General features: G+C 71.9%; 26 protein-coding genes and 4 pseudogenes. 14 read left to right on the forward strand and 16 right to left on the reverse strand.

Annotated elements, in window-relative coordinates:
- Positions 1–26: 26 nt before the first annotated feature.
- Genes FHU28_RS19915 through FHU28_RS19925 form a run of 3 tightly spaced genes read right to left on the reverse strand, consistent with a single transcriptional unit; the run spans position 27 to position 3,329 of the window.
- Positions 27–866, reverse strand: coding sequence for an alpha/beta fold hydrolase (locus FHU28_RS19915; protein ID WP_184686042.1), 840 nt, complete (start codon positions 864–866; stop codon positions 27–29).
- Positions 863–1,840, reverse strand: a complete 978-nt coding sequence (locus tag FHU28_RS19920; RefSeq protein WP_184686043.1) for an SDR family NAD(P)-dependent oxidoreductase — start codon at positions 1,838–1,840, stop codon at positions 863–865. Before FHU28_RS19920 ends, FHU28_RS19915 begins: the two co-directional genes overlap by 4 nt.
- Positions 1,833–3,329, reverse strand: a complete 1,497-nt coding sequence (locus FHU28_RS19925) for a flavin-containing monooxygenase (protein WP_184686044.1) — start codon at positions 3,327–3,329, stop codon at positions 1,833–1,835. The genes FHU28_RS19920 and FHU28_RS19925 overlap by 8 nt, the downstream gene beginning before the upstream one ends.
- Positions 3,330–3,443: 114 nt before the next feature.
- On the opposite strand from FHU28_RS19925, the gene FHU28_RS19930 reads away from it, so the two are divergent.
- A complete protein-coding gene (locus FHU28_RS19930) occupies positions 3,444–4,124 on the forward strand; it encodes a TetR/AcrR family transcriptional regulator (RefSeq protein ID WP_184686045.1) in 681 nt (226 codons plus the stop codon).
- Here the strand turns inward: FHU28_RS19930 and FHU28_RS19935 are convergent.
- Both FHU28_RS19935 and FHU28_RS19940 read right to left on the reverse strand, forming a co-directional pair.
- A complete protein-coding gene (locus tag FHU28_RS19935; RefSeq protein ID WP_184686046.1) occupies positions 4,099–4,554 on the reverse strand; it encodes a hypothetical protein in 456 nt (151 codons plus the stop codon). The genes FHU28_RS19930 and FHU28_RS19935 overlap by 26 nt on opposite strands.
- Complete coding sequence (locus FHU28_RS19940; protein WP_184686047.1) at positions 4,554–5,027, reverse strand: hypothetical protein; 474 nt, start codon at positions 5,025–5,027, stop codon at positions 4,554–4,556. Before FHU28_RS19940 ends, FHU28_RS19935 begins: the two co-directional genes overlap by 1 nt.
- A gap of 45 nt (positions 5,028–5,072) precedes the next feature.
- On the opposite strand from FHU28_RS19940, the gene FHU28_RS19945 reads away from it, so the two are divergent.
- Complete coding sequence (locus FHU28_RS19945) at positions 5,073–6,101, forward strand: helix-turn-helix transcriptional regulator (protein ID WP_184686048.1); 1,029 nt, start codon at positions 5,073–5,075, stop codon at positions 6,099–6,101.
- A gap of 103 nt (positions 6,102–6,204) precedes the next feature.
- On the opposite strand, the gene pdxR is transcribed toward FHU28_RS19945, so the two are convergent.
- Positions 6,205–7,680, reverse strand: coding sequence for a MocR-like pyridoxine biosynthesis transcription factor PdxR (gene pdxR, locus FHU28_RS19950; RefSeq protein ID WP_184686049.1), 1,476 nt, complete (start codon positions 7,678–7,680; stop codon positions 6,205–6,207).
- A 28-nt stretch (positions 7,681–7,708) separates the two neighbouring features.
- Between pdxR and FHU28_RS19955 the strand changes: the two genes are divergently transcribed.
- From FHU28_RS19955 to FHU28_RS19965, 4 genes and pseudogenes are all read left to right on the forward strand, one after another.
- Positions 7,709–8,317 (forward strand): LysE family translocator, encoded by a 609-nt coding sequence (locus FHU28_RS19955; RefSeq protein ID WP_184686050.1) that lies wholly within the window; start codon positions 7,709–7,711, stop codon positions 8,315–8,317.
- 124 nt (positions 8,318–8,441) lie between these two features.
- Positions 8,442–9,038 carry a TetR/AcrR family transcriptional regulator gene (locus tag FHU28_RS19960; protein WP_184686051.1) on the forward strand — a complete coding sequence of 199 codons (597 nt, stop codon included), beginning with the start codon at positions 8,442–8,444 and terminating at the stop codon, positions 9,036–9,038.
- 186 nt (positions 9,039–9,224) lie between these two features.
- Positions 9,225–9,365, forward strand: a pseudogene (locus FHU28_RS33275) (DUF6069 family protein); the annotation flags it as partial.
- Between the two features lie 16 nt (positions 9,366–9,381).
- Positions 9,382–9,528: a DUF6069 family protein gene (locus FHU28_RS19965; RefSeq protein WP_184686052.1), complete on the forward strand. Its 147-nt coding sequence runs from the start codon at positions 9,382–9,384 to the stop codon at positions 9,526–9,528.
- Between the two features lie 28 nt (positions 9,529–9,556).
- Here the strand turns inward: FHU28_RS19965 and FHU28_RS19970 are convergent, their stop codons facing one another.
- The gene (locus FHU28_RS19970; protein WP_184686053.1) at positions 9,557–9,709 is read right to left on the reverse strand and encodes a TylF/MycF/NovP-related O-methyltransferase; all 153 of its coding nucleotides are present in this window, start codon (positions 9,707–9,709) and stop codon (positions 9,557–9,559) included.
- Between the two features lie 229 nt (positions 9,710–9,938).
- Between FHU28_RS19970 and FHU28_RS32760 the strand changes: the two genes are divergently transcribed.
- Entirely contained in the window at positions 9,939–10,070 is a 132-nt protein-coding gene (locus FHU28_RS32760; RefSeq protein WP_260413068.1) for a hypothetical protein, read from the forward strand.
- Between the two features lie 117 nt (positions 10,071–10,187).
- Here FHU28_RS32760 and FHU28_RS19975 read toward each other — a convergent pair whose 3' ends face one another.
- Both FHU28_RS19975 and FHU28_RS19980 read right to left on the reverse strand, forming a co-directional pair.
- Complete coding sequence (locus FHU28_RS19975) at positions 10,188–10,421, reverse strand: hypothetical protein (RefSeq protein ID WP_184686054.1); 234 nt, start codon at positions 10,419–10,421, stop codon at positions 10,188–10,190.
- A gap of 378 nt (positions 10,422–10,799) precedes the next feature.
- Positions 10,800–10,939: pseudogene (locus FHU28_RS19980) on the reverse strand (IS5/IS1182 family transposase); the annotation flags it as partial.
- Positions 10,940–11,390: 451 nt separating this feature from the next.
- On the opposite strand from FHU28_RS19980, the gene FHU28_RS19985 reads away from it, so the two are divergent.
- Positions 11,391–11,777: a hypothetical protein gene (locus FHU28_RS19985; RefSeq protein WP_184686055.1), complete on the forward strand. Its 387-nt coding sequence runs from the start codon at positions 11,391–11,393 to the stop codon at positions 11,775–11,777.
- Positions 11,778–12,111: 334 nt separating this feature from the next.
- Here the strand turns inward: FHU28_RS19985 and FHU28_RS19990 are convergent.
- A pseudogene (locus tag FHU28_RS19990) lies at positions 12,112–12,748 on the reverse strand (IS256 family transposase); the annotation flags it as partial.
- Positions 12,749–12,867: 119 nt separating this feature from the next.
- Between FHU28_RS19990 and FHU28_RS19995 the strand changes: the two are divergent.
- Positions 12,868–13,098, forward strand: a pseudogene (locus FHU28_RS19995) (IS630 family transposase); the annotation flags it as partial.
- Between the two features lie 9 nt (positions 13,099–13,107).
- Here the strand turns inward: FHU28_RS19995 and FHU28_RS20000 are convergent.
- The 5 genes from FHU28_RS20000 to FHU28_RS20020 form a co-directional block, all read right to left on the reverse strand.
- Positions 13,108–14,154 (reverse strand): ABC transporter ATP-binding protein, encoded by a 1,047-nt coding sequence (locus FHU28_RS20000; RefSeq protein ID WP_260413069.1) that lies wholly within the window; start codon positions 14,152–14,154, stop codon positions 13,108–13,110.
- A complete protein-coding gene (locus tag FHU28_RS20005) occupies positions 14,151–15,215 on the reverse strand; it encodes an ABC transporter ATP-binding protein (protein WP_184686057.1) in 1,065 nt (354 codons plus the stop codon). The genes FHU28_RS20000 and FHU28_RS20005 overlap by 4 nt, the downstream gene beginning before the upstream one ends.
- Positions 15,216–15,230: 15 nt before the next feature.
- Positions 15,231–16,220: an ABC transporter permease gene (locus FHU28_RS20010; protein WP_073829403.1), complete on the reverse strand. Its 990-nt coding sequence runs from the start codon at positions 16,218–16,220 to the stop codon at positions 15,231–15,233.
- A 64-nt stretch (positions 16,221–16,284) separates the two neighbouring features.
- On the reverse strand, positions 16,285–18,030 hold the full coding sequence (locus FHU28_RS20015) for an ABC transporter substrate-binding protein (RefSeq protein WP_184686058.1): 1,746 nt from the start codon (positions 18,028–18,030) through the stop codon (positions 16,285–16,287).
- 59 nt (positions 18,031–18,089) lie between these two features.
- Positions 18,090–19,121, reverse strand: coding sequence for an ABC transporter permease (locus FHU28_RS20020; RefSeq protein WP_184686059.1), 1,032 nt, complete (start codon positions 19,119–19,121; stop codon positions 18,090–18,092).
- A 410-nt stretch (positions 19,122–19,531) separates the two neighbouring features.
- On the opposite strand from FHU28_RS20020, the gene FHU28_RS20025 reads away from it, so the two are divergent.
- The 4 genes from FHU28_RS20025 (at position 19,532) to FHU28_RS20040 (ending at position 21,779) form a co-directional block, all read left to right on the forward strand.
- On the forward strand, positions 19,532–19,933 hold the full coding sequence (locus tag FHU28_RS20025) for an SSI family serine proteinase inhibitor (protein WP_184686060.1): 402 nt from the start codon (positions 19,532–19,534) through the stop codon (positions 19,931–19,933).
- Positions 19,934–20,064: 131 nt separating this feature from the next.
- Positions 20,065–20,964 (forward strand): pentapeptide repeat-containing protein, encoded by a 900-nt coding sequence (locus FHU28_RS20030; RefSeq protein WP_376700820.1) that lies wholly within the window; start codon positions 20,065–20,067, stop codon positions 20,962–20,964.
- A 193-nt stretch (positions 20,965–21,157) separates the two neighbouring features.
- Entirely contained in the window at positions 21,158–21,412 is a 255-nt protein-coding gene (locus FHU28_RS20035) for a preprotein translocase YidC (RefSeq protein ID WP_073829399.1), read from the forward strand.
- A gap of 106 nt (positions 21,413–21,518) precedes the next feature.
- Complete coding sequence (locus FHU28_RS20040; protein ID WP_073829398.1) at positions 21,519–21,779, forward strand: hypothetical protein; 261 nt, start codon at positions 21,519–21,521, stop codon at positions 21,777–21,779.
- Here FHU28_RS20040 and rnhA read toward each other — a convergent pair.
- Positions 21,698–22,261 carry a ribonuclease HI gene (gene rnhA, locus FHU28_RS20045; RefSeq protein ID WP_184686062.1) on the reverse strand — a complete coding sequence of 188 codons (564 nt, stop codon included), beginning with the start codon at positions 22,259–22,261 and terminating at the stop codon, positions 21,698–21,700. The two genes, FHU28_RS20040 and rnhA, sit on opposite strands and share 82 nt — an antisense overlap.
- A 70-nt stretch (positions 22,262–22,331) precedes the next feature.
- Here rnhA and FHU28_RS20050 point away from each other — a divergent pair, with 70 nt between their 5' ends.
- Positions 22,332–23,120, forward strand: a complete 789-nt coding sequence (locus tag FHU28_RS20050; RefSeq protein WP_184686063.1) for a tyrosine-protein phosphatase — start codon at positions 22,332–22,334, stop codon at positions 23,118–23,120.
- Positions 23,121–23,131: the final 11 nt, after the last annotated feature.

A 23,131-nucleotide genomic window follows, 5' to 3' on the forward strand; every position in this document is an offset into this window, starting at 1 on the left:
GGCCGGGACAGTGGCGCGGGCCACGGTCAGGCCCACAGCTCCCGCAGCAGCGTCTCCACCTCGGCGGTCCGCTCGATCTGCGGCATGTGCCCGGTGTCGCGGAACAGGTGGCTGCGCGCACCCGGCAGCCGGGTGCGGGCGTACGCCAGGTGCGCGGCGGGAAGGATGAGGTCGCGCTCACCCCAGACGAGCAGCGTGGGCAGGTCGAGCGCGGCCACCGCGTCGAGCAGGTCGGTGCGCCACCGCGGGCGGACCCCACGCCAGGTGCCCAGGTCGCGGACCAGTTCCCGCATCACCCGGGCCGCGTGCGGCTGCCCGGCCACGGCGAGCGCGAGGGCGATCCGCTCGTCGTTGACGTACGCCGGGTCGTAGAAGATGGCCCGCTCGGTCCGGCGGATGATCCTCGGATCGGGGCGCAGCAGCAGGCGGGCCAGCGGGCGTACCGCCAGCAGCCGCAGCGCCACCGTCACCTCGCGGCCGAAGCCGGCGCTGTTGAGCAGCGCCAGGCTGGCCGCCCGGCGCGGCGCGTCGGCGGCCAGGCGCATGGCCACCGCCCCGCCGAGGGAGTTGCCGACCAGGTGCGCCGAGCCGGTCACCCCGGCCACGTCCAGGAAGCGGGCCACCGCGGCGGCCAGCGCCGGGAGCGTGTGCGGGCCGTCCAGCGGCGCGGAGCCGCCGTGGCCGGGCAGGTCCACCGCGAGCACCAGGTGGTCGCGGGCCAGCGCCGTGTGCAGGGCGGTGAAGTCGTCGAGGGTACGGCCGATGCCGTGCAGCAGCACCACGGGCGGGCCGTCGCCGCTGATCCGGCAACGCACGCGCCGCCCGTCGACGGTGCGCTCGCCGGCCGGGGGCAGGGCGAGCGTCACGCCCGGCGCCCGGGCTCCGGCGCGGTCTCCTCGACGGTCCGGGGAGACGGAACCGGCACGGCGGCGCCGGTCGCGACGACGGGCGCCCCGGCGGCGGGCCGGGCCGGGACGGCGGGCGGCGTCGCGGGCGCGGCGCCGGGGCGGGCCGGACGCCGGCGCATGCCCAGGGCCAGCACCCTGCCGTACCCGGCCGGTGCGACGCGGGCGAGCAGGTCGGGCAGCTTCGCCGACCAGCCGATCAGCACCCGGCCGCGGCGTCGCTGCGCCCCGCGCAGGATCACCTCGGCGGCGACCGCCGGGTCGATGGTCAGCAGCTTCTCGAACTGCTTGCGCCCGGCCTCGTACTCCTCCCGGGAGACGCCGCTGCCCACGCGGGCGCTGGCGGCGATCCGGGTGCGGATGCCGCCCGGGTGCACCGAGGTGACGCCGATGCCGTCGTCGACGAGTTCGTGCCGTAGCGCCTCGGTGAAGCCGCGCACGGCGAACTTGCTCGCCGCGTACGCGGCCTGCCCGGCGGGGGCGATCAGCCCGAACAGGCTGGACACGTTCACCAGGTGGGCGCCGGGTTCGGCCTTGAGCGCGGGCAGCAGCGCGTGGGTCAGGCGCACCACCGCCCGGAAGTTGATCTCGATGACCCAGAGGAACTCCTCCAGGGTGACCTCGTCGAAGCGCCCGCCCAGGGCCACACCGGCGTTGTTGATCAGCAGCCGGATCCGGGGGTGCGCGCGGTGGATCTCGGCGGCGACCCGGTCGGTGGCGTCGGCGTCGGCCAGGTCGACCACGTGGGTCTGGACCTGCCGGTCCGGGTACGCGGCCCGGATCGCGGCCACGGTGGCGGCCAGGCCGTCGGCGTCGCGGTCGAGCAGGACCAGGTCGGCGCCGCGCCGGGCCAGGCCCTGGGCCAGCGCCGCGCCGATGCCGCCTGCCGCGCCGGTGAGCACGGCCGTGCCGCCGGGGAAGACGAGGTCACGCATCGGTTCCTCCCGAGGTGGTGGCGGCCGGGACGGGTGCGCCGGCGCGCGCGAAGCGTACGCCGTCGGTGAGCGGGCCGCGCCGCATCAGGCGTACGTCGCGGGGGTAGTTCTGGTGCAGCCGCCACGGCGCGCGCGGACCCTGCTTGGGCAGTTGGTCGACGGCGCGCAGCACGTAGCCGGACTTCAGGTCGATGATCGGCGCCAGGTCGTCGGTGTCCGGGGCGAGCGGCGTGACGATCTGCTGGCCGGTCTCGTCGAGGTGGCGCAGCAGCCGGCAGACGTACGTGGCGACGAGGTCGGCCTTGAGCGTCCAGGAGGCGTTCGTGTAGCCGATCGTCATGGCGAAGTTCGGCACGCCGGAAAGCATCATGCCCTTGTAGGCCACCGTCGAGGCGAGGTCGACCTCGGCGCCGTCGACGGCCAGTGTCATGCCGCCGAGCGCGAGCAGGTTCAGGCCGGTGGCGGTGACCACGACGTCGGCGGGCAGTTCCTCGCCGGAGGCGAGCCGGATGCCGTGCTCGGTGAACGTGCCGATGGTGTCGGTGACCACCGACGCGCGCCCGGCACGCAGCGCCGAGAACAGGTCCCCGTCCGGGACCACGCACAGCCGCTGGTCCCACGGGTCGTACCGGGGCGAGAAGTGCCTGTCGACGTCGTAGCCGGCGGGCAGCCGGCCCTTCGCGGCCCGGCGCAGGAACCGCGTCACCACGCCCGGGGCGCGGCGGCTGAGCTGGAAGTTGGCCACCCCGAGCGCGACGTTCTTCCACCTGGCCACCGTGTACGCGGCCTTCGGGGGCAGCCAGCGCCGCGCGACGTCGGCGAACGGGTCGCGCGACGGCAGCGCGATCACGTACGTGGGTGAGCGCTGGAGCATGGTGACGTGGGCGGCCCGCTCGGCCATCGCCGGCACGAGGGTGACGGCTGTGGCGCCGCTGCCGATCACCACGACCCGCTTGCCGGTGTAGTCCAGATCCGCCGGCCAGTGCTGCGGGTGCACGAGCGTGCCGGCGTACCGCTCGACGCCGGGGAAGCGCGGCGTGTAGCCCTCGTCGTAGCGGTAGTAGCCGGAGTTGGTGAACAGGAACCCGCAGGTGAGGGTGACGTCCTCGCCGGTGTCGTCGCGGCGGGCGTGGACCGTCCAGCGTGCGGTGGCGCTGTCCCAGTCGGCGCGCACCACCCGGTGGTGGAAGCGGATGTGCCGTTCCACGTCGTACTCGCGGGCGGTCTGCCGCACGTACGCGCGGATGGCGTCGCCGTCGGCGATGGCCTTCGGGTCGGTCCACGGCTTGAACGAGTAGCCGAGGGTGTACATGTCGGAGTCGGAGCGAATGCCCGGGTAGCGGAACAGGTCCCAGGTGCCGCCGATGGCGCCCCGGGCCTCCAGCACCGCGTAGGTCTTGCCGGGGCATTCGCGTCCGAGGTGGACGGCGGCGCCGATGCCGGACAGGCCGGCACCGACGATGAGGACGTCGACGTGGTCTGCGGCCATCGCTTCTCCCGTTCGCACCGGCGGTGGACGGACCCTATCCATGGCCGTCGAGCGCAGTCAACACCGTGTCGAGCTTAATCGACAGGGTGTTGAGCGGGTGTAGCATCAGCCGACATGACCACCGCCCGTACGCCGGCCGGCGCCGCGCCCAGCCGCGGGCGGCGGGCCGGCCGCTCCACCGGCGACGAGCGGGAGACCGCGATCCTCGCCACCGCGGAGCGGTTACTGCGGCAGCGCGCGTTCGGCGACATCTCCATCGACGACCTGGCGCGCGGCGCGGGCATCTCCCGTCCCACCTTCTACTTCTACTTCCCGTCCAAGGACGCGGTGCTGCTCACCCTGCTGGACCGGGTCACCGAGGAGGCCGACGCGGCGGCCGGCGGCGTGTTCGACCGGCTCGCCGAGGACCCGCGCGCCCGCTGGCGGGAGCTGATCGCCCGGTTCCACGCCACGTTCGGCGGGCACCGGGACGTGGTGCTGGCCTGCGCCCAGGTACGCGGCACCAACGCCGAGGTGCGGCGGCTCTGGGCCGAGGTGCTGGAACGCTGGGTCCGCGCGGTGCAGGCCGCGATCGAGGCCGAACGCGCGCGCGGCGCGGCCCCGGACGGGCTGCCCGCCCGGGACCTCGCCATCGCGCTGAACTCGATGAACGAACGCGTCTGGTACGCCACGTTCGCCGGGGACGGCCCGGCGGTGGCCGAGCGGGACGTGGTGGACGTGCTGCTCGACGTCTGGCTGACCGCGATCTACCGGACCACCACCCCGCCGGTCATGCCGTCCGCCGGAACTCCATGATCCAATTGGTCTCCCAGGCGTGCCCGCCGTCTGTGGAGAACGCCTGCTCCCAGCGGCAGGAGACCGGGGTGATCTCCGACCAGAGGAACCGGCAGCGCACCGGGCGGGCCTCGTCGGTGTCGTCGGCGTGGAACTCGCCGACACCATCGGTGAACCGGCCCACCACCGGCGGCAGCTCCAGCACGCCGCGGTGGCTGTGCATCCAGTAGATCGACCACAGCCCGGTCGACGGATTCAGGATGCGCACCGTGGAGCCGGAGAAGCCCCGGCTGGGGCAGCGCATCTCGTCGAAGCTGCCCGCGCCGTCGAAGAACGAGCGGGCCTCGCTGACGCCGGTGAACTCGTCCCAGTCGTCGCTGCCGACGTGCCGCTGCCGCAGGCGCCGGTTGGTCACGTCCCAGGCGCCGGCCAGGAAGTCGAAGTCGCCCATCAGCGCCCCACCGGCCCCTCGGCTCGGGCGTCGGCCAGGTAGCCCGCCAGGTCCGGCTCGTCCGGAGCGAGCACGTGCCGGATCCAGGCGGCGCGCTCGTGTTCCAGCACGCCCAGCTCCCAGACGCAGCCCACGCCGGGGCGGTCCAGGTCCACGAAGCGCGCCGGGTCGTCGTCCGGGCAGTTCAGCGCGGGCTGGCCGGCGATCGCGATGCGGCACTCGACCACGTTGTCGAAGAACCAGCTGTACGCCAGCAGGTACGCGCCGCTGTCCGCGCCCCGGTGCAGCACCGTCCAGCTCGCCGGCGGGGTGCCGTCCGGGGCGGGCAGCAGCTTCGGCAGGTACGCGTACGCGGCGTCGACCACACGTGGTTCGAGGCGGCGGTCCGGCTGGTCGATGTGGTAACGCTTGACGTGCCGGCCGGCGACCTCGATCGCCCCCGGCACAATCAGCTCCTTGTCGTGGAAAGCCATGATCGGGACGGTAGAGGCGGTCCCCTGACAGCTAGTGTCAGGAGAATGCGGGCCAGCCGACTCCTGTCAATCCTGCTGCTCCTGCAGGCGCACGGCCGGCTCACCGCCGCCGACCTGGCCGCCCGCCTCCAGGTGTCGGTACGCACCATCTACCGGGACGTCGAGGCGCTGCACACCGCCGGCATCCCGCTGTACGGCGAGGCCGGACACGACGGCGGCTACCGGCTCGTGGAGGGCTGGCGGACCCGGCTGACCGGACTGACCGCCGAGGAGGCCGACCGGCTGCTCTTCGCCGGGCTGCCCGGACCGGCCGCCGAGCTGGGCTACCAGTCGGTCGTCGCCGCCGTACAGCTCAAGCTGCGGGCCGCGCTGCCCGCGCCGCTGGCCGACCGGGCCGCCCGGCTGGAACAGCGGTTCCACCTGGACACGCCAGGCTGGTACTCCGACGGCGACCCGTCGCCGTACCTGGCCCAGGCGGCCGAGGCGGTGTGGCGCGAGCGCCGGATCCGGGTGCGTTACCGCGGCTGGCGCGGCGAGACGACCCGGGTGCTCGAACCGTACGGGCTGGTGCTCAAGGGCGGGCGCTGGTATCTCGTGGCCGCCCGGCCCGATCGCGCCGAGCCGGCCACCTACCGGGTCAACCAGATCCTCGGCCTGAGCCCGCTGGACGAGCGGTTCGAGCGGCCGGAGTTCGACCTGCCGGCCTGGTGGCGCGCCCACGTGGTGGAGTTCCGGGCCGGCCTGCACCGCGACGAGGCGCACATCCGGCTGTCGCCGCGCGGGTTCGCGCGGCTGCGCGAGATCGGCAGCGACGTGGTGGTGGCCGCCGCCGAGGCGAGCGCCGGCCCGCCCGACGACACCGGCTGGGTGCGCGCGGTCATCCCGATCGAGTCGCTCACCCACGCCCACGGCGACCTGCTGCGGCTCGGCGCCGATGTGGAGGTCCTGTCCCCGGAAGAGCTGCGCGCCCGCCTGGCCGAAACCGCCACCGCCCTGGCCGCCCTCTACCACCCCCCACCCCCGCCCGTCCCGCCTCTCCCGCCGGTCCCGCCCTCCCCGTCTCTCCCCCGTTGATCAAGGAGTTTGTGTCCGAAATGATCTCCGTACCGGACACAAACTCCTTGATCACCGAGGCGGGTGGGTGCGGCGGAGGGGCGGAGGGGGCGGGGTGGGTGGGTCAGGGGAGGGCGTGGAGGGCCTCGGCCACTGTGGAGAGGGCTCGGTCGATCTCGGAGGGCGGGGTGGCCGCGTATCCGAGGACCAGGCCGGGCGGCTGCGGGCGCTGACCGTGCCAGGACAGCGGGTGGGCCTTGACGCCCCGGCGCAGCGCCTCCGCCGCGAGCGCCCTGTCGTCCACGTCGCCGGGCAGCGTGACCATCAGGTGCAGCCCGGCGGCGGCGCCGTGCACCACCGCCCCCGGCAGGTACGCGCGGACCGCCCGGATCATCGCGTCCCGGCGGCGTACGTGCCGGTGGCGCAGCAGCCGCAGGTGCCGCTCCAGCGCGCCCGACTCCATCAGCTCGGCCAGCACGAGCTGCGGCAGCGCCGCGTTGCCCAGATCCGCCGTCCGCTTCGCGTCCACCACGTCCGCGTGCAGCGCCGGCGGCACGAGCGTCCACCCGATCCGCAGGGCCGGCGCGAGCAGCTTGGAGATGCTGCCGGTGTAGCAGACCCGGTCCGGGGCCATGCCGCGCAGCGCCGGCACCGGCGGCCGGTCGTACCGGTGCTCGGCGTCGTAGTCGTCCTCCAGCACCAGTCCGCCGTCGCGCGCCCACCGCAGCAGCCGGCGACGCCGCTCACCGTCGAGCACCACCCCGGTCGGGAACTGGTGCGCCGGGGTGAGCAGCACGGCCGGCGCGCCGCAACGCGCGAGCAGGTCCACGCGCAGGCCCCGGTCGTCCACCGGCACCGGCGGCGTCGCCATCCCGGCGTACGTCAGGTGCTGCCGCACGCCGAGCGAGCCCGGGTCCTCCACCGCGACGGTGCGCGCACCCCGCTCGTGCAACACCCGCGCGAGCAGGCCGAGCGCCTGGGACACCCCGGCCACGACCACCACCTCGGCCGGGTCGGCGCGGATGCCCCGGTTGCGGGCCAGCCAGTTCGCGACGGCCAGTCGCAGCGCCGGCGTGCCGGTCGGGTCGCCGTAGCCGAGCGCGGCGGGTGTCGCCCGGTGCAGCACGGCCCGCTCGGCCCGCAGCCAGGCCGCGCGGGGAAAGGCCGCCAGATCGGGTACGCCCGGCGTCAGGTCCACCCGCGCGGGGGCGGCGCGCAGCGCCTCGAAGACGTCGAGGCCGGGCCGTCCGGCGAACACCTCCGGCGCTCTCCTCGGCTCGGGCGGCCGGGCGCGCGCGGCGGCGGGTGTGGCCACCACGACGGTTCCGGCCCGGCCGCGCCCGGCGACCTGGCCGTCCTCGCCCAGCCGCTGGTACGCCTCGGTCACCACGCCGCGCGAGACGCCCAGCTCGGCGGCGAGCACCCGGCTGGGCGGCAGGCGGGTGCCGACCGGCGCGCGGCCGTCGGCGATCGCCGAGCGCAGCCGGGCGGCCAGCCAGTCCGCGCGGCCGCCGGGCGGCGCCTCGCCGACGTCCATCTGGAGGAAGTCCGCGCCAGCCGATTTGGACCTCTTGGAAACGGCGGCTTTGGCCCTGTCCATCGGACCATTATGGTCACAGGCTGGGACCGTGACCATCGCCTTTCTGCTTACCGCAATCGTCGTCGCGGTCACCCCGGGCACCGGGGTCATGCACACACTCGCCACCGCCGTCACCGCCGGGCGCCGCGCCGGTCTGGCGGCCGCCGCCGGAGCGACGCTCAGCCTCGTCCCGCACGTGATCGCCGCGGTCACCGGCCTGGCCGCGCTGCTGCGCGCCGGCACCCCGGCGTTCCGGATCGTGACCTGGCTGGGCGTGGCGTATCTGCTCTGGATGGCCTGGGCGGCGCTGCGCGACCGGACCGCCTTCGCCGTGAACGGCGACCGGATGCCGCGCCCGGCGTCCGCGGTGTTCCGCGACGGGGTGCTGCTGAACCTGCTGAACCCGAAGGTGACGGTGTTCTTCGCGGCTCTCCTGCCGCAGTTCGTACCACCGGACGTGCCCGCCGCCGCCCTGCGCATGCTCGCCTGCGGCCTGGTGTTCATGCTTGTCACGCTGCTGGTGTTCGCCGGGTACGCAGTGCTGGCCGACGCGTTACGCACCCGGGTGCTGTCCCGGCCCCGGCTGACCGCGCTGCTGCGGCACACGGCCGCCGGCAGCTTCCTGGCCCTTGGCCTCGGCCTCGCGTTCACCGCCTAGCATCCGCGGCCGTCTGATCGCCGCCGGACGGCGGGTTGCTTGGCAGAGTGAGTACTCACTCCGCAGGTTGAGGGCCGTGGAAACTGGTCCCCGAGCTTCACGGGCGCGCACCCGCGCCCCAGGCATGACGCCCGAGCAACGGCGCAAGACAGTCATCCAGGCGGCGCTCCCCCTCGTCGCGGAGTACGGAAGTGCCGTGACCACCCAGCAGATCGCCCGCGCGGCTGGCATCGGGGAGGCCACCGTCTTCCGCGTCTTCACCGACAAGGAGGAGCTGCTGCAAGCCTGCGTGGCCGAGGCGATGGACAGCACGACACTGCTGCAGGAGCTGCGCTCCATCTCGCTGGAGCTGCCGCTGGCCGAGCGCCTCGTCGAAGCCGGCGAGGCGCTCGACGGCTATCTCGGCCGGATGGGCGCCGTCATCTCGGCGCTGCACGCGACCGGTTTGCAGCGCGGCCGGGCACCCGTCGACGGCGGCGGCACGGCCGACGAGGGCGGCGCCGAACGCGGGCGTCCCGACCCCACCCGGGAGGCGATCTCCGAGTTGTTCGAGCCGGAGCACGACCGCCTGCGGCACCCGGCCGGCACGCTGGCGGAGGTCTTCCTCAGCCTGACGTTCGGCCGCGGCCGGTTCCTCGCCCGCGGCGACGCGAAGATCGGCGCGGCGGACCTCGTCGACCTGTTCCTGCACGGCGCGGTGGACCGGGAGGAGACGGCATGAGCGCCGAAAAGCGTTCCTCGGAGGCCAGCGATGACGAAAGAAGGTAGTGCCATCAGCGCCCAGATTCCGGCCGCCACCACACCGGTGCGCTCCCGGCGACGCGCGCGTGCCCTCGCGGTCGCCGCCGCGGTGGCAACGCCCACCCTCATCTGGATCGTGAGCGCGTGAGAGTTCGGGCACCGGCTGGTGGAGACCGACGGCTCGGGCAGCCGCTCCCAGGAGATCGGGCTTCCCGCGGTCATCCTGCTGAGCCTTTTCGTCAGCCTCCTCGGCTGGGGCCTTCTCGCGGCGCTGGAGCGATTCACCACCCGGGCGCGGGTGGTGTGGGCGGCCGTCGCGGTCCGTGGCGCTCGGCCTGTCGATGCTGCCCCTCACCGGGCCCGGCACGGCACCGGCCACGCGCGTCGCGCTCGGCCTGATGCACGTGACCGTCAGGGCCATCCTGATCGCGGTGTTCTACCGCACCAGTACCGGGCGCGGGCGCGGCTGACGTCGGCCCGCGCCGGTGGGACGAGCCCTCAGCGCCGCCAGGAGACGCCGTTGTCGTCGATGGGCTTCATCGCCGCGTCGATGCCGTGCGCGCTGCGGTAGTCGTGCACGGCTTCCCGGCACACCTTGATGTCGCACTCGTCCACCATGTGCACGGACCGTGCGCGGAAGGGGTCACCCACGGCCGGAGCCGGGCCGCGGCCGTCGCGTCGCGGCGGCTAGCCACCGGGTCCGACGACACCGCCGGGCGAGTCGGGGTCGTCCGCCCGGTTGCGACTGCCGTACGCGGGTAGTGCGCGGACATGCCCGAACGATACGAGGGCTCTCGACGCGCCGTTCCTGTGCTCGCAGCGGGCCGCCCGGCGGATGCGCGCGGCCGGTCGGGGTGGCCGGATCATCAGCGTCACCAGCGTGCACGAGCACGCCTCCGGGTCGGCTCGTCGGCGTACTGCGCCGCGAAAGGGCGGGCTCGGCCTGCTCACCAAGGTGATGGTGCAGGAGCTGGCAGCCAACGATGATCTTGGTGTGCGGTCGAAGTCCTGACGCTCGCCCCCGGGTCGATGAACCAGTCACCCGGCGGTCGTTGACGTAGTTGCCGGCGCCGCACGCAGGGTGAAGGCTGCGCCCACCCCGCGTGCGGAGAAAATCCATGCCGTCGACTCAGTCGCTGATGCTGCCTGATCCGTAAGGGGTGCGCTCGATTTCCAGGCGGTACATCGCGTAGAGGCCGTTCACCCTCCCACTGGTGCACCCGAAATAGGACACGCTCCCCAACTTGACGACATTCCCGTTGTAGCAGTCGCGGATCTTGAATGATTCGCCACCCTGAAATGGCGTACAGACATTGTAGTTGAGGTAGTGCCCGGACCCGTTCGCCGGAATGTAGTCGGCCACGCAAGATCCCGAGAGCGGACCGCTGACGACACAACTAACGGAGTTCGCGAATGCAGGCGACACGATGAATGTGCTGGCCGACACTCCCACCGCGACCGCGGCGAGCATGCGTGCCTTCGAGCGCGCAAAAGTACTCATAGATTCCCCATTAACGATTGACCAGGCCGACTGACGACTAACTCACCATGGAAGTCGGGTCTGTCAAGTTAACGGCTGAACTTGGTTGTTGAGGTGGTCAGGCGTTGGCCGGGGTGAGCCGACCCTCGAAGGCGATCTGGAAGGCGTTCAGCGGGGCCTTCCAGCGCATCGTCCAATGCCGCCGGCCGGTGTCGGTCGGGTCGCGGCTCATTCCGAGTAACGGTTGGGGGCGTCGTGTGATCACGTCGTGCGGCGGTGGTCGACGTGGAGCAGGACCAAGGCGGCAGCGGTGATCCGGCCAATGCTCCAGGGAGACAGGCTGACGGTGCGCAGCGCTTAAGGGTCTTGAGCAGGGAGTTCCCGCGTTCGCCGATGGCGCGGACCTCGTTGTGGGCCTTGTTGAACTGCTGCTGTGCTCGACCTGCGCTACTGCTGGTAAGTGACGGTGTCGCGGGTCGCCGTCCGCCTGAGGCCCGACGGCCGGTCCTGGTGGTGCCGCTGGGGCGAACGCAGGTCGTGCCCCACGACCTAGACCGGTGCGTCTGCTCCCCGGTCGCCGGCCGGCCCGGACGGTGTCGGCCGTCGTTCCACAGTGGCGCCGTCGGGTGAGATCACGGTCGGCTCCACCGTGGGCGATGATCGGATGCTGGCAGGCCGTGGTGCCATCCAACAGATACCACCCTGAACTACCTCAATGGTCATCAGACCCAGGTGGACGCCAGCTTCCAGGTGACCCGCCCGGACCACGTCGGTTCAGATGCTTGACCTGTCAGTTTTCCGCCGGTAGCTTAAATTCACAACGATAAGCATCGATCTGAAGGCAGGGAAACCGTGCTGTTGAAATCCATCGCCATCGCCGCGTCCGTCGCAGGCGTGCTGGCCACCGCCCCCGCCGCCTCGGCTGCAGCACCCGGAGTGTCGATACAAGGCTGGGGGTCCGGGAACTGCCCGCAGGGCATGCTCTGCATCTGGCCCAACTGGAATCACCCGCCGCAGGGTCCCGTGGAGACGCCGTCTCTGACGATCAACAGCGAGTGGACCGGCAGCATCCAGGGATTCAACTTCTACAACGGCACAGGCCGCGACGCCGTAATATCCGGGTTCACTTTCGGCTCGTCGATTCCCTTCAAGAACTGCGCTCCTGCCGGCGGGACCGGGGGCGACCTGTATATACCGGTCAACGTGACGAGGGTGACTTGGCAGCTGACCCCCTGCTGATCCTCCACTGGGCCTTTCCGAGTAAGGGTTAACGACGCGCCCGGATCCGTTGCGGTGCAACGAGAAGACGCAGAACCCCGGTATGAAGATGGTCCTTCCCGGGATCACCGTCATCGAGGTTCTGCGTCGCCATGAGCGTCACATATGCCGCCATCCTGCCCGTACGCGAGGCGACCGTGTCGTTTCTGTCCGGCCTCCTACACGCCGAACGGCAACGGCTCGGCACCCGCGCCGGGACCCGGTCGTTGGGCTGCTTCAAACAGGCTGGTCCTGCTCCACATCGACCCGCCGCACGAGGTGATCACACAACGCCACCAACCGTTACTCGGAAAGGCTCCGTGAGCACCTGCAGCCGGTGCTTCGCGCCCTGACCGCCGTCACCGGCCCAGATCCCGACGATGTCACGGTGCCCGTCGACGGTGACCGCCATGACGACGTAGATCAGCCGGTTCGCGACCTGACCGTCCCGGATCTTGACGTTGATGAAATCGATGAACACCACCGGATACACCCGATCCAGGGGCCGACTCTGCCGCTCGGCCATCCCCTCCATCACCTTGTCAGTGATCGTGGAGATGGTCTGCTTCGACACCTCGGCCCCGTAGACCACGACCACGTGGGCGCTGATCTCGCCGTGGGTCAGGCCCTTCGCCGACAACGACAGCACCATGTCGTCGACGCCGGACAGACGCCGCTGCCGCTTGCGCACGATCTGCGGCTCGAACGTCCCGGCGGCGTCGCGTGGGACCCGGACCTCGACCGGCCCGACGTCGGTGAGCACAGTCTTGGTCCGGCTGCCGTGACGAGTGTTCCCGCTACCCCGACCCGCCCGGTCGTGCTTGTCGTAGCCGATGTGGTCGGTGATCTCACCATCCAGCGCGGACTCCAGGGCCCCGCTCCATGAGCTGCTGCAACAGCCCGCCCTCGCCGGTCAGCTGCAGCCCATCGCCACGAGCCCGGTCGACCAGCATCGCGATCAACTGCGCATCCGTGTCCGCACCGGCCGACTCGGCGGCCGCTTGCCCCACAGGGTCTCGGTCGTCATCTGGCGTCTCTCTCTTGATCGGTCGATCAGCCGCTATTTGTACAGTCCCCATCCTGGCTGAACCTGGTCGAGCGCTGGTTCGCCGAACCGACCGACAAGATGATCCGACGCGGCGTGTGCCACAGCGTCGCCGACCTCGTCACCGCGATCGAGGAGTACCTGCGCGTACACAACGACGACCCCAAACCGTTCGTCTGGACCTCCACCGCCGAAACGATCCTCGCCAAGGTCCGACGTGGACGAGTCGCCCTCCAGCAAATGGCTAGTCAAAACTGAGACAGAACACTAGCTGGCGGGGTAGTGGCAGGCGGTTTGTTGGGTGCGGCCGTCGCGGGTGGTGAGCGCGGGTTCTTCGGTGGCGCAGTGGTCGGTGGCTTTCCAGCAGCGGGTACGGAAGCGGCAGCCCGACGGCGGGTTCAGCGGGGTGGGGACGTCACCGGTCAGACGGATGCGGCCGGCGGGGCCGAGCGCTGTGACGTCGGGGATCGCGGAGAGCAGCGCCCGGGTGTACGGGTGCTGCGGCCGGGTGTAGATGTCGTCCCGGTCGCCGATCTCGACGATCTTGCCGAGGTACATGACGGCGACGCGGTGGCAGAAGTGGCGGATGACGGCCAGGTCGTGGGCGATGAACACGAACGCCAGGTCGAGGTCGCGTTGCAGGTCGCGCAGCAGGTTGATGACCTGCGCCTGGATCGACACGTCCAGCGCCGAGACCGGCTCGTCGGCCACGATGAGCTTGGGTTTGAGCGCCAGGGCGCGGGCGATGCCGATGCGTTGGCGCTGCCCGCCGGAGAACTCGTGCGGGTACCTGTTGTAGTGCTCCGGATTCAGGCCGACGAGTTCGAGCAGTTCCTGGACCCGCTTCTTGACCCCGCCGGGCGGGGTGATCCCGTTGACCTGCAACGGCATGGCCACGATCCGCCCGACCGTGTGCCGCGGGTTCAACGACGCGTACGGGTCCTGGAAGATGATCTGCAGGTCCTGCCGCAACGCGCGCAACTCACGCCGCCCACCGTGGGTGATGTCCCGCCCCGCGAACTCGATCGACCCGGCGGTGGGCTCCAGCAGGCGCACCAGCATCCGCCCGGTCGTGGTCTTCCCACACCCCGACTCCCCCACCAGCCCGAGCGTCTCGCCCGGACGCACGTCGAAGTCCAGGCCGTCGACCGCCCGCACCGCACCCCGGGCGCGCAGGCCCTGCCGCACCGGGAAGTGCTTCGTCAGCCCCCGCACCCGCAGCAGCGGCTCGCCCGCGAGCCGGGCCGCGCCGCCCGGGCCGTTCCCCGCCCCCGAGACGGCCACCACCGCCTGCTCGTTCGCCACACCGTTCATCGGGCCACCCCCACCTGTGCGACCTCGTCCCGATAGATCCGCTCCCGCGCCGCGACCGGCAGGTGACACGCCACCAGATGACCCGGCGCACCAGCGGGGCCCAGCTCCGGGATCTCGGTGCGGGAGCGGTCGCCGTTGACATCGGCCCACCGGCAGCGCGGATGGAACGCACATCCCGACGGCAGGTTGATCAGACTGGGTGGGTTGCCGGGGATCGGCACCAGATCCGCGTCGGCGTCGGCGTGCAACGACGGCACGCTCGACAACAACCCCCAGGTGTACGGATGCTGCGGCGTCCGCAACACCCGCTCCACACTGCCGTGCTCCACCGCCCGGCCGCCGTACATGACCAGCACGTCATCAGCCACCTGCGACACCACACCCAGGTCATGGGTGATCAGGATGATCGCCGAGCGGAACTCCTCCTGCAGGTCGCTGAGCAGGTCCAGGATCTGCGCCTGCACCGTCACGTCCAACGCCGTCGTCGGCTCGTCGGCGATCAACAGATCCGGGTCGTTGACGAGCGCCATCGCGATCATCGCGCGCTGCCGCATCCCACCCGAGAACTCATGCGGATACTGGTCGAACCGCTTGGCCGGCTGCGGAATGCCGACCCGCTCCAGCATGTCCACCGCCCGCGTCCGCGCCTCGCGCCTGCCGGCCCTCGGGTGATGCACCCGGTACGCCTCGGCGATCTGCTTCCCCACCGTGTAGTAGGGGTGCAACGCCGACAACGGGTCCTGGAAGATCATCGCCATGTCCCGGCCCCGCAACCGACGTACCTCCTCCTCGGACAGCCCGACGAGCTGACGCCCACCCACGGAAATCTCCCCCGAGACAGCCGTGCGCTTCGCGTTGTGCAGACCCAGGATCGCCAACGACGTGACGCTCTTGCCCGACCCGGACTCGCCCACGATTCCCAGCGTGCGACCCCGCTCGACAGCGAACGACACCCCGTCCACCGCCCGCACCACACCGTCCTCGGTGTCGAACCGCACCCGCAGATCCGTGACCCGCAGGTACGGGTCCTCGCCGCGTCGCGGCGCCGGAAGTTCCACCATGTCCGATCCCTCCTGTCAGCTCAGCCGGACCCGCGGGTCGATCACCGCGTACAGCACGTCGACGACGATGTTGGCGACCACGATGAACACGGCCGCCAGCAGCACCGTCGCCATCACCACCGGCAGGTTGAGGAACTGCACCGCCTCCACAGTCGCCTTGCCGAGACCCTGGAGGCCGAAGATGGTCTCGGTGATGAACGTGCCGCCGAGGCTGGTGCCGATGTCCAGCCCGGCGATCGTCACGATCGGCGTGATCGCCGCCCGCAGCGCGTGCCGGGTGTGCACCTGCCGGGCGGGCAGTCCCTTCGCCCGCGCGGTGCGGATGAAGTCCTCCGACAGGGTCTCCAGCATCTGCGCCCGGGACAGCCGGGCGTACAGCGCCGAGTTGAGGAAACCCAGCGTCATCCAGGGCAGCAGCAGCCCGGCCGCCCAGCGGGCCGGGCTCTCGGTCAGCGGCGTGTAGCTGGGGAACGGCAGCAGCCCGGTGGAGTAGACCAGCAGGTAGAGCAGGATCAGCCCGAAGAAGTAGACCTGCATCGACGCGCCGGCCAGCGTGACGCCGATGGCGGCGCGGTCGAACGCCGTACCCCGGCGCAGCGCCGACACCATGCCCAGCGAGATGCCGATGCCGAGCCAGAGCACCGCGCCGCCGAGGACGATGCTGAACGTCACCGGGGCGCGCTGCGCGACGATCTCGGTGACCGGCTGGTTGTTGCGGAACGAGTAGCCCAGGCAGGGCGCAGGACAGTCCTGCCGGAAGTCCCCCTCGCCGTAGGTACGGCCGGCGAAGACACCCCCGACGAAGTCCGCGTACTGCCGGGGCAGCGGCTGGTCGATGCCGAGGCGGCGCTCGACCTGGGCGATGTCCTCGGCCGTGCAGTTCTTGCCGCACATCACCTTCGCCGGGCTGCTCGGCACCGCGAAGAAGAGACCGAACGTGACGAGGCTGATGACCACAAGGGTCAGGGCGGCGACGAGCAGCCGCCGGACGACGAAACGAAACACGGGAGCACCTCCCCCGGGTGGGGCGCGGGGACGGCCGGCCGTGCCTGCCGTCCCCGCGCGGCTGTCACTTCTTCACGTAGATGCCGTTGAGCGAGATGATCCCGAACGCGTCGCTGAGGAAGGCGTTGCCGACCTTCGAGCCGTGCAGCTCGTAGGTGGCGTCGTAGTAGCAGGGCACGACCGGCGCGTGCTTCTCCATGATCATGCGGTCGAGCGCCATCCAGCCGGCGTCCTGCTCCGCTGCGGGCAGGGTGCGGACCCGGTCGATCTCCGCGCTGACCGACGACTCGTTCAGGTACGACAGGTTCTGGTTGCCCTCGGCCACGATGTCCCGTCCGTCGTAGACCGGCGGGATGACTGTGGAGCCGGTGGGCCAGTCCGAGCCCCAGCCGGTGAGGTAGAGGTCGTAGGGGTTGTCCTTGCGGCCCACCTCGTCGTAGTAGCTGCTGTTGTCGATCGGCTTCATCACGATGTCGAAGCCCATGTCGGTGAGGTTCTTGCGCAGCGCCTCGGCCTGCTGGGTGCGCAGTTCCAGGCTGGAGTGGGCGAGCACCAGCTTCGGCCGCTTGCCGGCGAGCAGCTCGGCGGTCCTGGCCTTGTCGCCGGTGACCGGGGCGTTGAACACGTCGTACGGGACGAAACCGGCGGTGGTGGGTGACATCAGCGTGGTGGCCGGTGAACCGGCGGCCTGCCCGCCGAGGACCTTGAGCAGGGCGTCCTTGTCGACCGCGTAGTTCAGCGCCCGCCGTACGTTCAGGTCGGTGACCCGCTGGGTGTTGATGCTCAGCACCCAGTTGTACTGCGTCGGGCCGCGGACCACCCGGTCGGCGACGCCGGCGCCGGTGGTGCGGGGCAGCACCGACGGCGGCACGTCCGACCAGCTCAGCGCCGCCTGATCGGCGGGCCCGTCGGCGACCAGGCGCTCGGCGATCTGGGCCTGCTCCAGGCCGAACGTCATCCGGATCGCGTCCGGGTACGCGTTGCGGATCGGGTCGGTCGCCGGGTCCCAGTTCGGGTTGCGTTCCAGCTCCAGCGACACGTCGCGCTGGTAGGACTTCACCCGGTACGGTCCGGACGAGAACGGCCGCAGGTCGTAGTTGGCGCGGGTGTCCTTGGCGGCGGGCACCGGCGCGCTGGTGGGCAGCGCCGCCGCGTACGGCAGGTCGCAGTGCGGCTGCGGGAACGTGAACCGGATGGTCCGGTCGTCGGGTGTGGTGACGCCGTCGGGCACCGGCTTGCCGCCGTCGTACGGTCCCTTGTAGGTGGCGTTGTACGCCCCGCCCGGGTAGAGCCACTGCTGGATGTAGTGCGGGCCCTCGTTGAGGTTCGCCGCGAACGACCGGGCGAGGCCGTGGGCGACGTCCTTGCTGCTCACCGGCGTGCCGTCCTCGTACTTCACGCCGTCGCGCAGGGTGAACTCCCAGACCTTGCAGTCGCCGTCGACGTCCTTGCCGGGGTTGGTGGCCAGGTCGCCCACGAGCAGCAGCTTGCCGGTGCCGTCCTCCTTGTAGCCGTTGAGCGCGCGGTAGAGCATCCCGCCGGCGACCTGCTGCACGTTGACGTAGTTGCGGGCCGGGTCGAGGTGTTCGAAGTCGGCCGGCTGCATGACGGTGAGGGTGCCGCCCCGGGACGCCCCGTCGACGGGCTTCGCCGGGCCCTGGTTGTCGGCGGCCTCGTACGAGATCGAGCCGCTCTGGGTCTTCGTCTTCTGGTCCTCACCGCCGCCCTCGTCGGGGGTGGGGTTGCAGCCGGCGGCGACCAGCGCCGCCGCGGCGAGGACACCTGTGAGTGTCCGGGTTCGTGCGCGCACGGTGTGCTCCCTTCGTGCCCGGCGGCCCCCGCCGGCCGGGCGTGTGATGGCCGTGGGGACTACCGGGTGGAGCGGGGATCCAGCGAGTCGCGCAGCGCGTCGCCGAGCAGGTTGAACGCCAGGACCAGCAGGAAGATCGTCAACCCGGGGAACAGGGTGTACCAGGGGTCGCTCGCGACGTAGCCGATGCTGTTGAAGATCATGCGGCCCAGGTCGGGCGTGGGTTCGGTGACGCCGATGTTGACGAACGCCAGCGCCGCCTCGATGGCGATGAACTGGGGCACCATCAGCGAGACGGTGACCAGGATCGGCGCCCAGATGTTCGGCAGCAGCTGCCGCAGCAGGATGTGCGCGGTGCCGGCGCCCGCGGCCCGGGCCGCGTCGACGAACTCCCGCTCCCGCAGCGAGATCACCTGCCCGCGGACCAGACGCGCGGTGTACGTCCAGCTGAACAGGCCGAAGGTGGCGACGATCAGGGCGACCCGGAAGGCCGGCGACGGCGACTCCCGATCGGAGTAGAAGCGGTCCTGGAGGATCGGGATGACCGCGAGGGCGAAGATGAGGAACGGGAACGCCAGCGTGAGGTCGATCAGCCAGTTGACGAGACTGTCCAGCCAGCCCTTGGCCCATCCGGCGAGCACGCCCACCGCGACCCCGATGCACGAGGCCAGCAGCGCTGAGGTGAACGCGATGAACAGGGACGTCCGAAGGCCGTAGACCAGTTGCATCAGGATGTCCCGGCCGCTGCCGGGTTCGAGTCCCAGCCAATGATCGGAACTGATCCCGCCGGCGTACCCGATCGGCATTCCGAAATCGTTCAACCGGTCGACGAACTTGTCGGTCGGGTCGATTCCGGTGAGCCGCTCGAGCAGCGGCGCGCCGAGCGCGACCACGGCGGCGACGGCGAGCGTCACGGCGCTGGCCCGGGCGGTACGGTCCCGCTTGAGCCGCAGCCAGGCGAGCTGGTTGGGTGATCGGCCGACGAACTCGGCGGTCCGGCCGGCGGGCTCGGTCCCGGCCTGGATCTCGGGGCCGGGAATCGTCGCGTCGGCGGCCGGGGTCCGGGGCGGCGGGTGCGAGAGGTCGCTCATGAACAGTCCCTCCGACGGGGGCGAAAACGCCCTGCCACCCGACGGTAAAGGGACCGGTGGCACCGGAAAGAATCGTTACGGTAACGGCCGTTCCGGTTGTCGTGCATTGACAACGATCCGGCCTACGGAATGCATCGGCGCAATAACGGACCGATTCGGTTGTCAGCCGTTCAGGTGGGCGTCACGCTTATTCGGAATGCGTTTGCGCGAGGCGCGGAAGCGGTTGTCAGCCGTTCGGGCATTCCCGTGCACCGATGTCACGCCGGGCGTGCGACCCGGCCGAGGGGCGCAACACTTCGTGACTCTTCGCGTTCACACCGTCCACCTAGGGTTCTCGGCGGCCCGGTTCACACGACGTACCCGGTCGTCCACCGGCCCCTCACCCTGGGGCCCCGACGGAAGGACCACCCATGCCCTTCGCCCGACGTACCGCCGCACTGGCGCTGGCCGCCGCGCTCGGCGGCCTCGCCGCGCCGGCCTCCCCCGCGGACGCCGCGCCGCGCCCCGGCCCGCAGACGCCCTCGGTGCTGCTGCTCACCGTCGACGACGGCGCCGACGTGCGCGCCACGGTGCTGACCTGCGGGCCGACCGGCGGCCTGCACCCCGACCCGGTCACTGCCTGCCGTCTGGTCGCCCGCGTGAACGGCGACCTGGACGCGCTCGACGTGGACGGCGCGCCGCGCACCTCCCAGTACGCCCCGGTCGTCGCCCGCGCCGCAGGCTTCTGGCAGCGCCACCCGGTCTCCTACACGCGAACGTTCGCCAACCCCTGCCTGATGCACCGCACCACCGCGACCCTCTTCACCTTCTGACGCCGCCCCTTCCCGCCCCTTCCCGTCTCTTCTCGTTGATCATGAGGTTGGCGGCGGTTCCGGTCCGTTTTGTCGCCGTCAACCTCATGATCGACGGGGTGGGTGGGGTGAGGGCGGGTCAGGTGCGGAGAATGGGTGCGGGTGCTCGGAGGGGGGACACGGTGCAGGTGGACGGGGGCACGGTCGGTGGTGGGCGGGAGCTGCGGGCGGACTGCTCACGCTGCGCGGGCGTCTGCTGCGTCGCACCGGCGTTCGCCGCCTCGGCCGACTTCGCCATCGACAAGCCGGCCGGACGGCCCTGCCCGAACCTGGGCGCCGACTTCCGCTGCGGCATCCACACCGAGCTGCGGCAACGCGGCTTCCCCGGTTGCACCGTGTTCGACTGCTTCGGCGCCGGCCAGCACCTCACCCAGCACACGTTCGCCGGACGCGACTGGCGCGCCGACCCGGCCACCGCGCAGCGGATGTTCGACAGCTTCGCGGTGCTGCGGCCCCTGCACGAGCTGCTCTGGTACCTGACCGAGGCGGTACGCCTGAGCCCGCCCGGCCCGCTGCGCGACGACCTGGACGCAGCAGTGGACGAGACGGGCCGGCTCACCGACGGCACCCCGGCGGAGCTGCTCGCGCTCGACGTGGACGCGCACCGGGACCGGGTCAACCGGCTGTTGGCCCGCGCCGCCGACCAGGCCCGTGCCGGGCGGGCCGGCCCGGACCGCCGGGGCGCGATGCTGCTCGGCGTCGACCTGCGCCGTACCCCGCTGGCCGGAGCGAACCTGCGCGGGGCCTGCCTGATCGGCGCCGACCTGCGCGGCGTACGGCTCGGCGCCGCCGACCTGACCGGCGCGGACCTGCGCGGGGTCGACCTGCGCGGCGCGAACCTGAGCGAGTGCCTGTTCATACACCAGTCGCAGCTCGACGCCGCTCGCGGCGACCACCGCACGGTGCTGCCGCCGGGACTACGCCGCCCGGCCCACTGGTCCCTGAAGCTGACTCCGGCCGGCCCCCGACCGCGCCCGCGCCGCCGCCGCTGACCCCACCCCCGACCCGTCACCTGCACCCGCCTTCGCACGGCGTTGACCAAGGAGTTTGTGGCTGGTCCGGGGCCGGATCGGGACACAAACTCCTTGATCAACGCCGTGCGAAGGGGGCCGGTGGGGTGGGGTTTGGTGGGGGTGGGGTGGGGTAGGCGGCGCGGACGACGGTCGACCGACGGGAGGGCCACCGGTGGGGTATCGGGCACGCGACGGTCAGGAGCCGGTCGACCCGGCGCACGCCGAGGACGAGGCCGGGCAGGTTCCGCTGGTGCAGACGGCCGCGGACACCGACGTGCCGGCGCCCGCTCCCGGCGCGCCGAAACCGGACGAGGTGACCGAGGACGACGGCTCGGGCATGGCGGGCGGCGCATCCGGCAGCAGCTCGGGCGGCTCCTCGATGCCGACCCACCCGGACGCGGCCCGCGGACCGGACGCCGCCCGCTGAACGGATGCCCCCGCTGAACGGGCGCGGGCACCCACCGAAGCCAGGCCACCGAACGGGCGCGGGCCACCGGACGTTTGCCGTCACCCGCTGCGGGCAGGAGTGCGACATGACCAGTGAAGAGTCCTTCGGCCGCGCGGCCGGCGACGAACCCGACGGCGCCACCGCGTACGAGGCGTCCCTGCGCCCGCCGGGCGAGTCCCTGCACACCACCGACGACACCGGTGACGACTTCGCCGACCTGCCCGCGGAGGACCGCCGGTCCGCGCGGGAGGTCAGCCGCGCCGGCTACGACGTCGAGGCCGTCTCCGGCACCGGCGACCCGTCGGAGGAGCCGGAGGAGATCGAAGAGGGCCGCCCGCTGCGCTGAGCCGTGCGCGGGGTGGTGGCGACGCCGCTCCGCGCCTCGGTCATGCCCCGGTTCGCCAGCGCGTCGGCGCGCTCGTTCTCCGGGTGCCCGTTGTGGCCCTTCACCCACAGCCAGGTCACGTCGTGCCGGGCACAGGCCGCCTCCAGCGCCTGCCACAGGTCGGCGTTCTTGACCGGCTGCTTAGCTGCGGTCAGCCAGCCGTTGCGCTTCCACGAGTTGAGCCAGCCGGTGATGCCGTTGCGCACGTAGGTGCTGTCGGTGTGCAGCCGTACCGTGACCGGGCGGGTCAGGCTCTCCAGCGCCCGGATCGCGGCGGTCAGCTCCATCCGGTTGTTCGTGGTCGGGGTGGCCTCGCCGCCGCACAGCTCCCGCTCGTGCCCGCCCCAGCGCAGCACCACGCCCCACCCGCCGGGCCCGGGATTGCCGCTGCACGCGCCGTCGGTCCAGATCTCCACGACCCGGCCGGTCTCCGCCTCCGCCATGCCCGGCAACCTACCGGGTACGCGAGCACGCGGGACCACCCGACCCGCCGCGCGCGGCAAGCGTGCGGGCATGACCACTCCCCCGGACTTCGCCACGCTCTGCAACTTCCGTGACCTCGGCGGCTGGCGGACCGGCGACGGCCGCACTGTCGCCCGGGGCCGCCTCTACCGCTCCGACTCGCTGGCCAAACTGGCCGGTGCGGATCTGGAACGGTTCGCGGCGCTCGGCGTGCGCACCGTGATCGACCTGCGGTACCCGTGGGAGATCGCCGACCGCGGCCGGGCCCCGGAGAGCCTCGGCGTCACCTGGCACAACCTGAGCATCGAGCACCGGCCGTACGTGCAGGCCGACACCGATCCCGACGTGGACCCGTGGCGCTACCTGGCCGACCGGTACGCCGAGGTGGCCGAGGACGGCGTGGCCGAGCTGCGCCGGGCGATCGAGGTGATCGCGGACGGCGAGCACCCACTGGTGTTCCACTGCGCCTCCGGCAAGGACCGCACCGGGCTGCTCGCCGCGCTGGTGCTGTCAGTGCTCGGCGTGGACGACGACCAGATCGCTGCGGACTTCGCGCTCACCGAGCACGCCACCGACCGCCTGGTCGCCGAGTGGCGGGACCGCAACGGCGGCGCGACGCCGGGCTGGCCCGCGTACGGGCGGGCGCCCGCCGAGGTCATCCGGCTGGTGCTGGCCGACCTGCGGGCCGCCCACGGTTCCGTGCACGGCTACGTGACCGGCCGGCTCGGTGTCGACGCGCAGACGATCGACGCGCTGCGCGCCCGGCTGCTCACCGGCGACACGAAGCCGCTGCCCACCCAGGGCGCCACCGGCAGTACGCCGACGCCGGCCGCCCGCTGAGCGAAAAGCAG

The organism is Micromonospora echinospora (assembly GCF_014203425.1).
Classification (GTDB): domain Bacteria; phylum Actinomycetota; class Actinomycetes; order Mycobacteriales; family Micromonosporaceae; genus Micromonospora; species Micromonospora echinospora_A.

Excerpts from the sequence above, each read along its gene's own strand:
- FHU28_RS20005 (WP_184686057.1), bottom strand. The coding sequence starts at position 15,215 with ATGGTGGAACTTCCGGCGCCGCGACGCGGCGAGGACCCGTACCTGCGG.
- FHU28_RS20050 (WP_184686063.1), top strand. The coding sequence starts at position 22,332 with ATGACCACTCCCCCGGACTTCGCCACGCTCTGCAACTTCCGTGACCTC.
- FHU28_RS20000 (WP_260413069.1), bottom strand. The coding sequence starts at position 14,154 with ATGAACGGTGTGGCGAACGAGCAGGCGGTGGTGGCCGTCTCGGGGGCG.
- FHU28_RS20030 (WP_376700820.1), top strand. The coding sequence starts at position 20,065 with ATGGGTGCGGGTGCTCGGAGGGGGGACACGGTGCAGGTGGACGGGGGC.
- FHU28_RS19920 (WP_184686043.1), bottom strand. The coding sequence starts at position 1,840 with ATGCGTGACCTCGTCTTCCCCGGCGGCACGGCCGTGCTCACCGGCGCG.
- rnhA (WP_184686062.1), bottom strand. The coding sequence starts at position 22,261 with ATGGCGGAGGCGGAGACCGGCCGGGTCGTGGAGATCTGGACCGACGGC.
- FHU28_RS20040 (WP_073829398.1), top strand. The coding sequence starts at position 21,519 with ATGACCAGTGAAGAGTCCTTCGGCCGCGCGGCCGGCGACGAACCCGAC.
- pdxR (WP_184686049.1), bottom strand. The coding sequence starts at position 7,680 with ATGGACAGGGCCAAAGCCGCCGTTTCCAAGAGGTCCAAATCGGCTGGC.
- FHU28_RS19940 (WP_184686047.1), bottom strand. The coding sequence starts at position 5,027 with ATGGCTTTCCACGACAAGGAGCTGATTGTGCCGGGGGCGATCGAGGTC.
- FHU28_RS19930 (WP_184686045.1), top strand. The coding sequence starts at position 3,444 with ATGACCACCGCCCGTACGCCGGCCGGCGCCGCGCCCAGCCGCGGGCGG.
- FHU28_RS20025 (WP_184686060.1), top strand. The coding sequence starts at position 19,532 with ATGCCCTTCGCCCGACGTACCGCCGCACTGGCGCTGGCCGCCGCGCTC.
- FHU28_RS19960 (WP_184686051.1), top strand. The coding sequence starts at position 8,442 with ATGACGCCCGAGCAACGGCGCAAGACAGTCATCCAGGCGGCGCTCCCC.
- FHU28_RS20020 (WP_184686059.1), bottom strand. The coding sequence starts at position 19,121 with ATGAGCGACCTCTCGCACCCGCCGCCCCGGACCCCGGCCGCCGACGCG.
- FHU28_RS19935 (WP_184686046.1), bottom strand. The coding sequence starts at position 4,554 with ATGGGCGACTTCGACTTCCTGGCCGGCGCCTGGGACGTGACCAACCGG.
- FHU28_RS19925 (WP_184686044.1), bottom strand. The coding sequence starts at position 3,329 with ATGGCCGCAGACCACGTCGACGTCCTCATCGTCGGTGCCGGCCTGTCC.
- FHU28_RS19945 (WP_184686048.1), top strand. The coding sequence starts at position 5,073 with ATGCGGGCCAGCCGACTCCTGTCAATCCTGCTGCTCCTGCAGGCGCAC.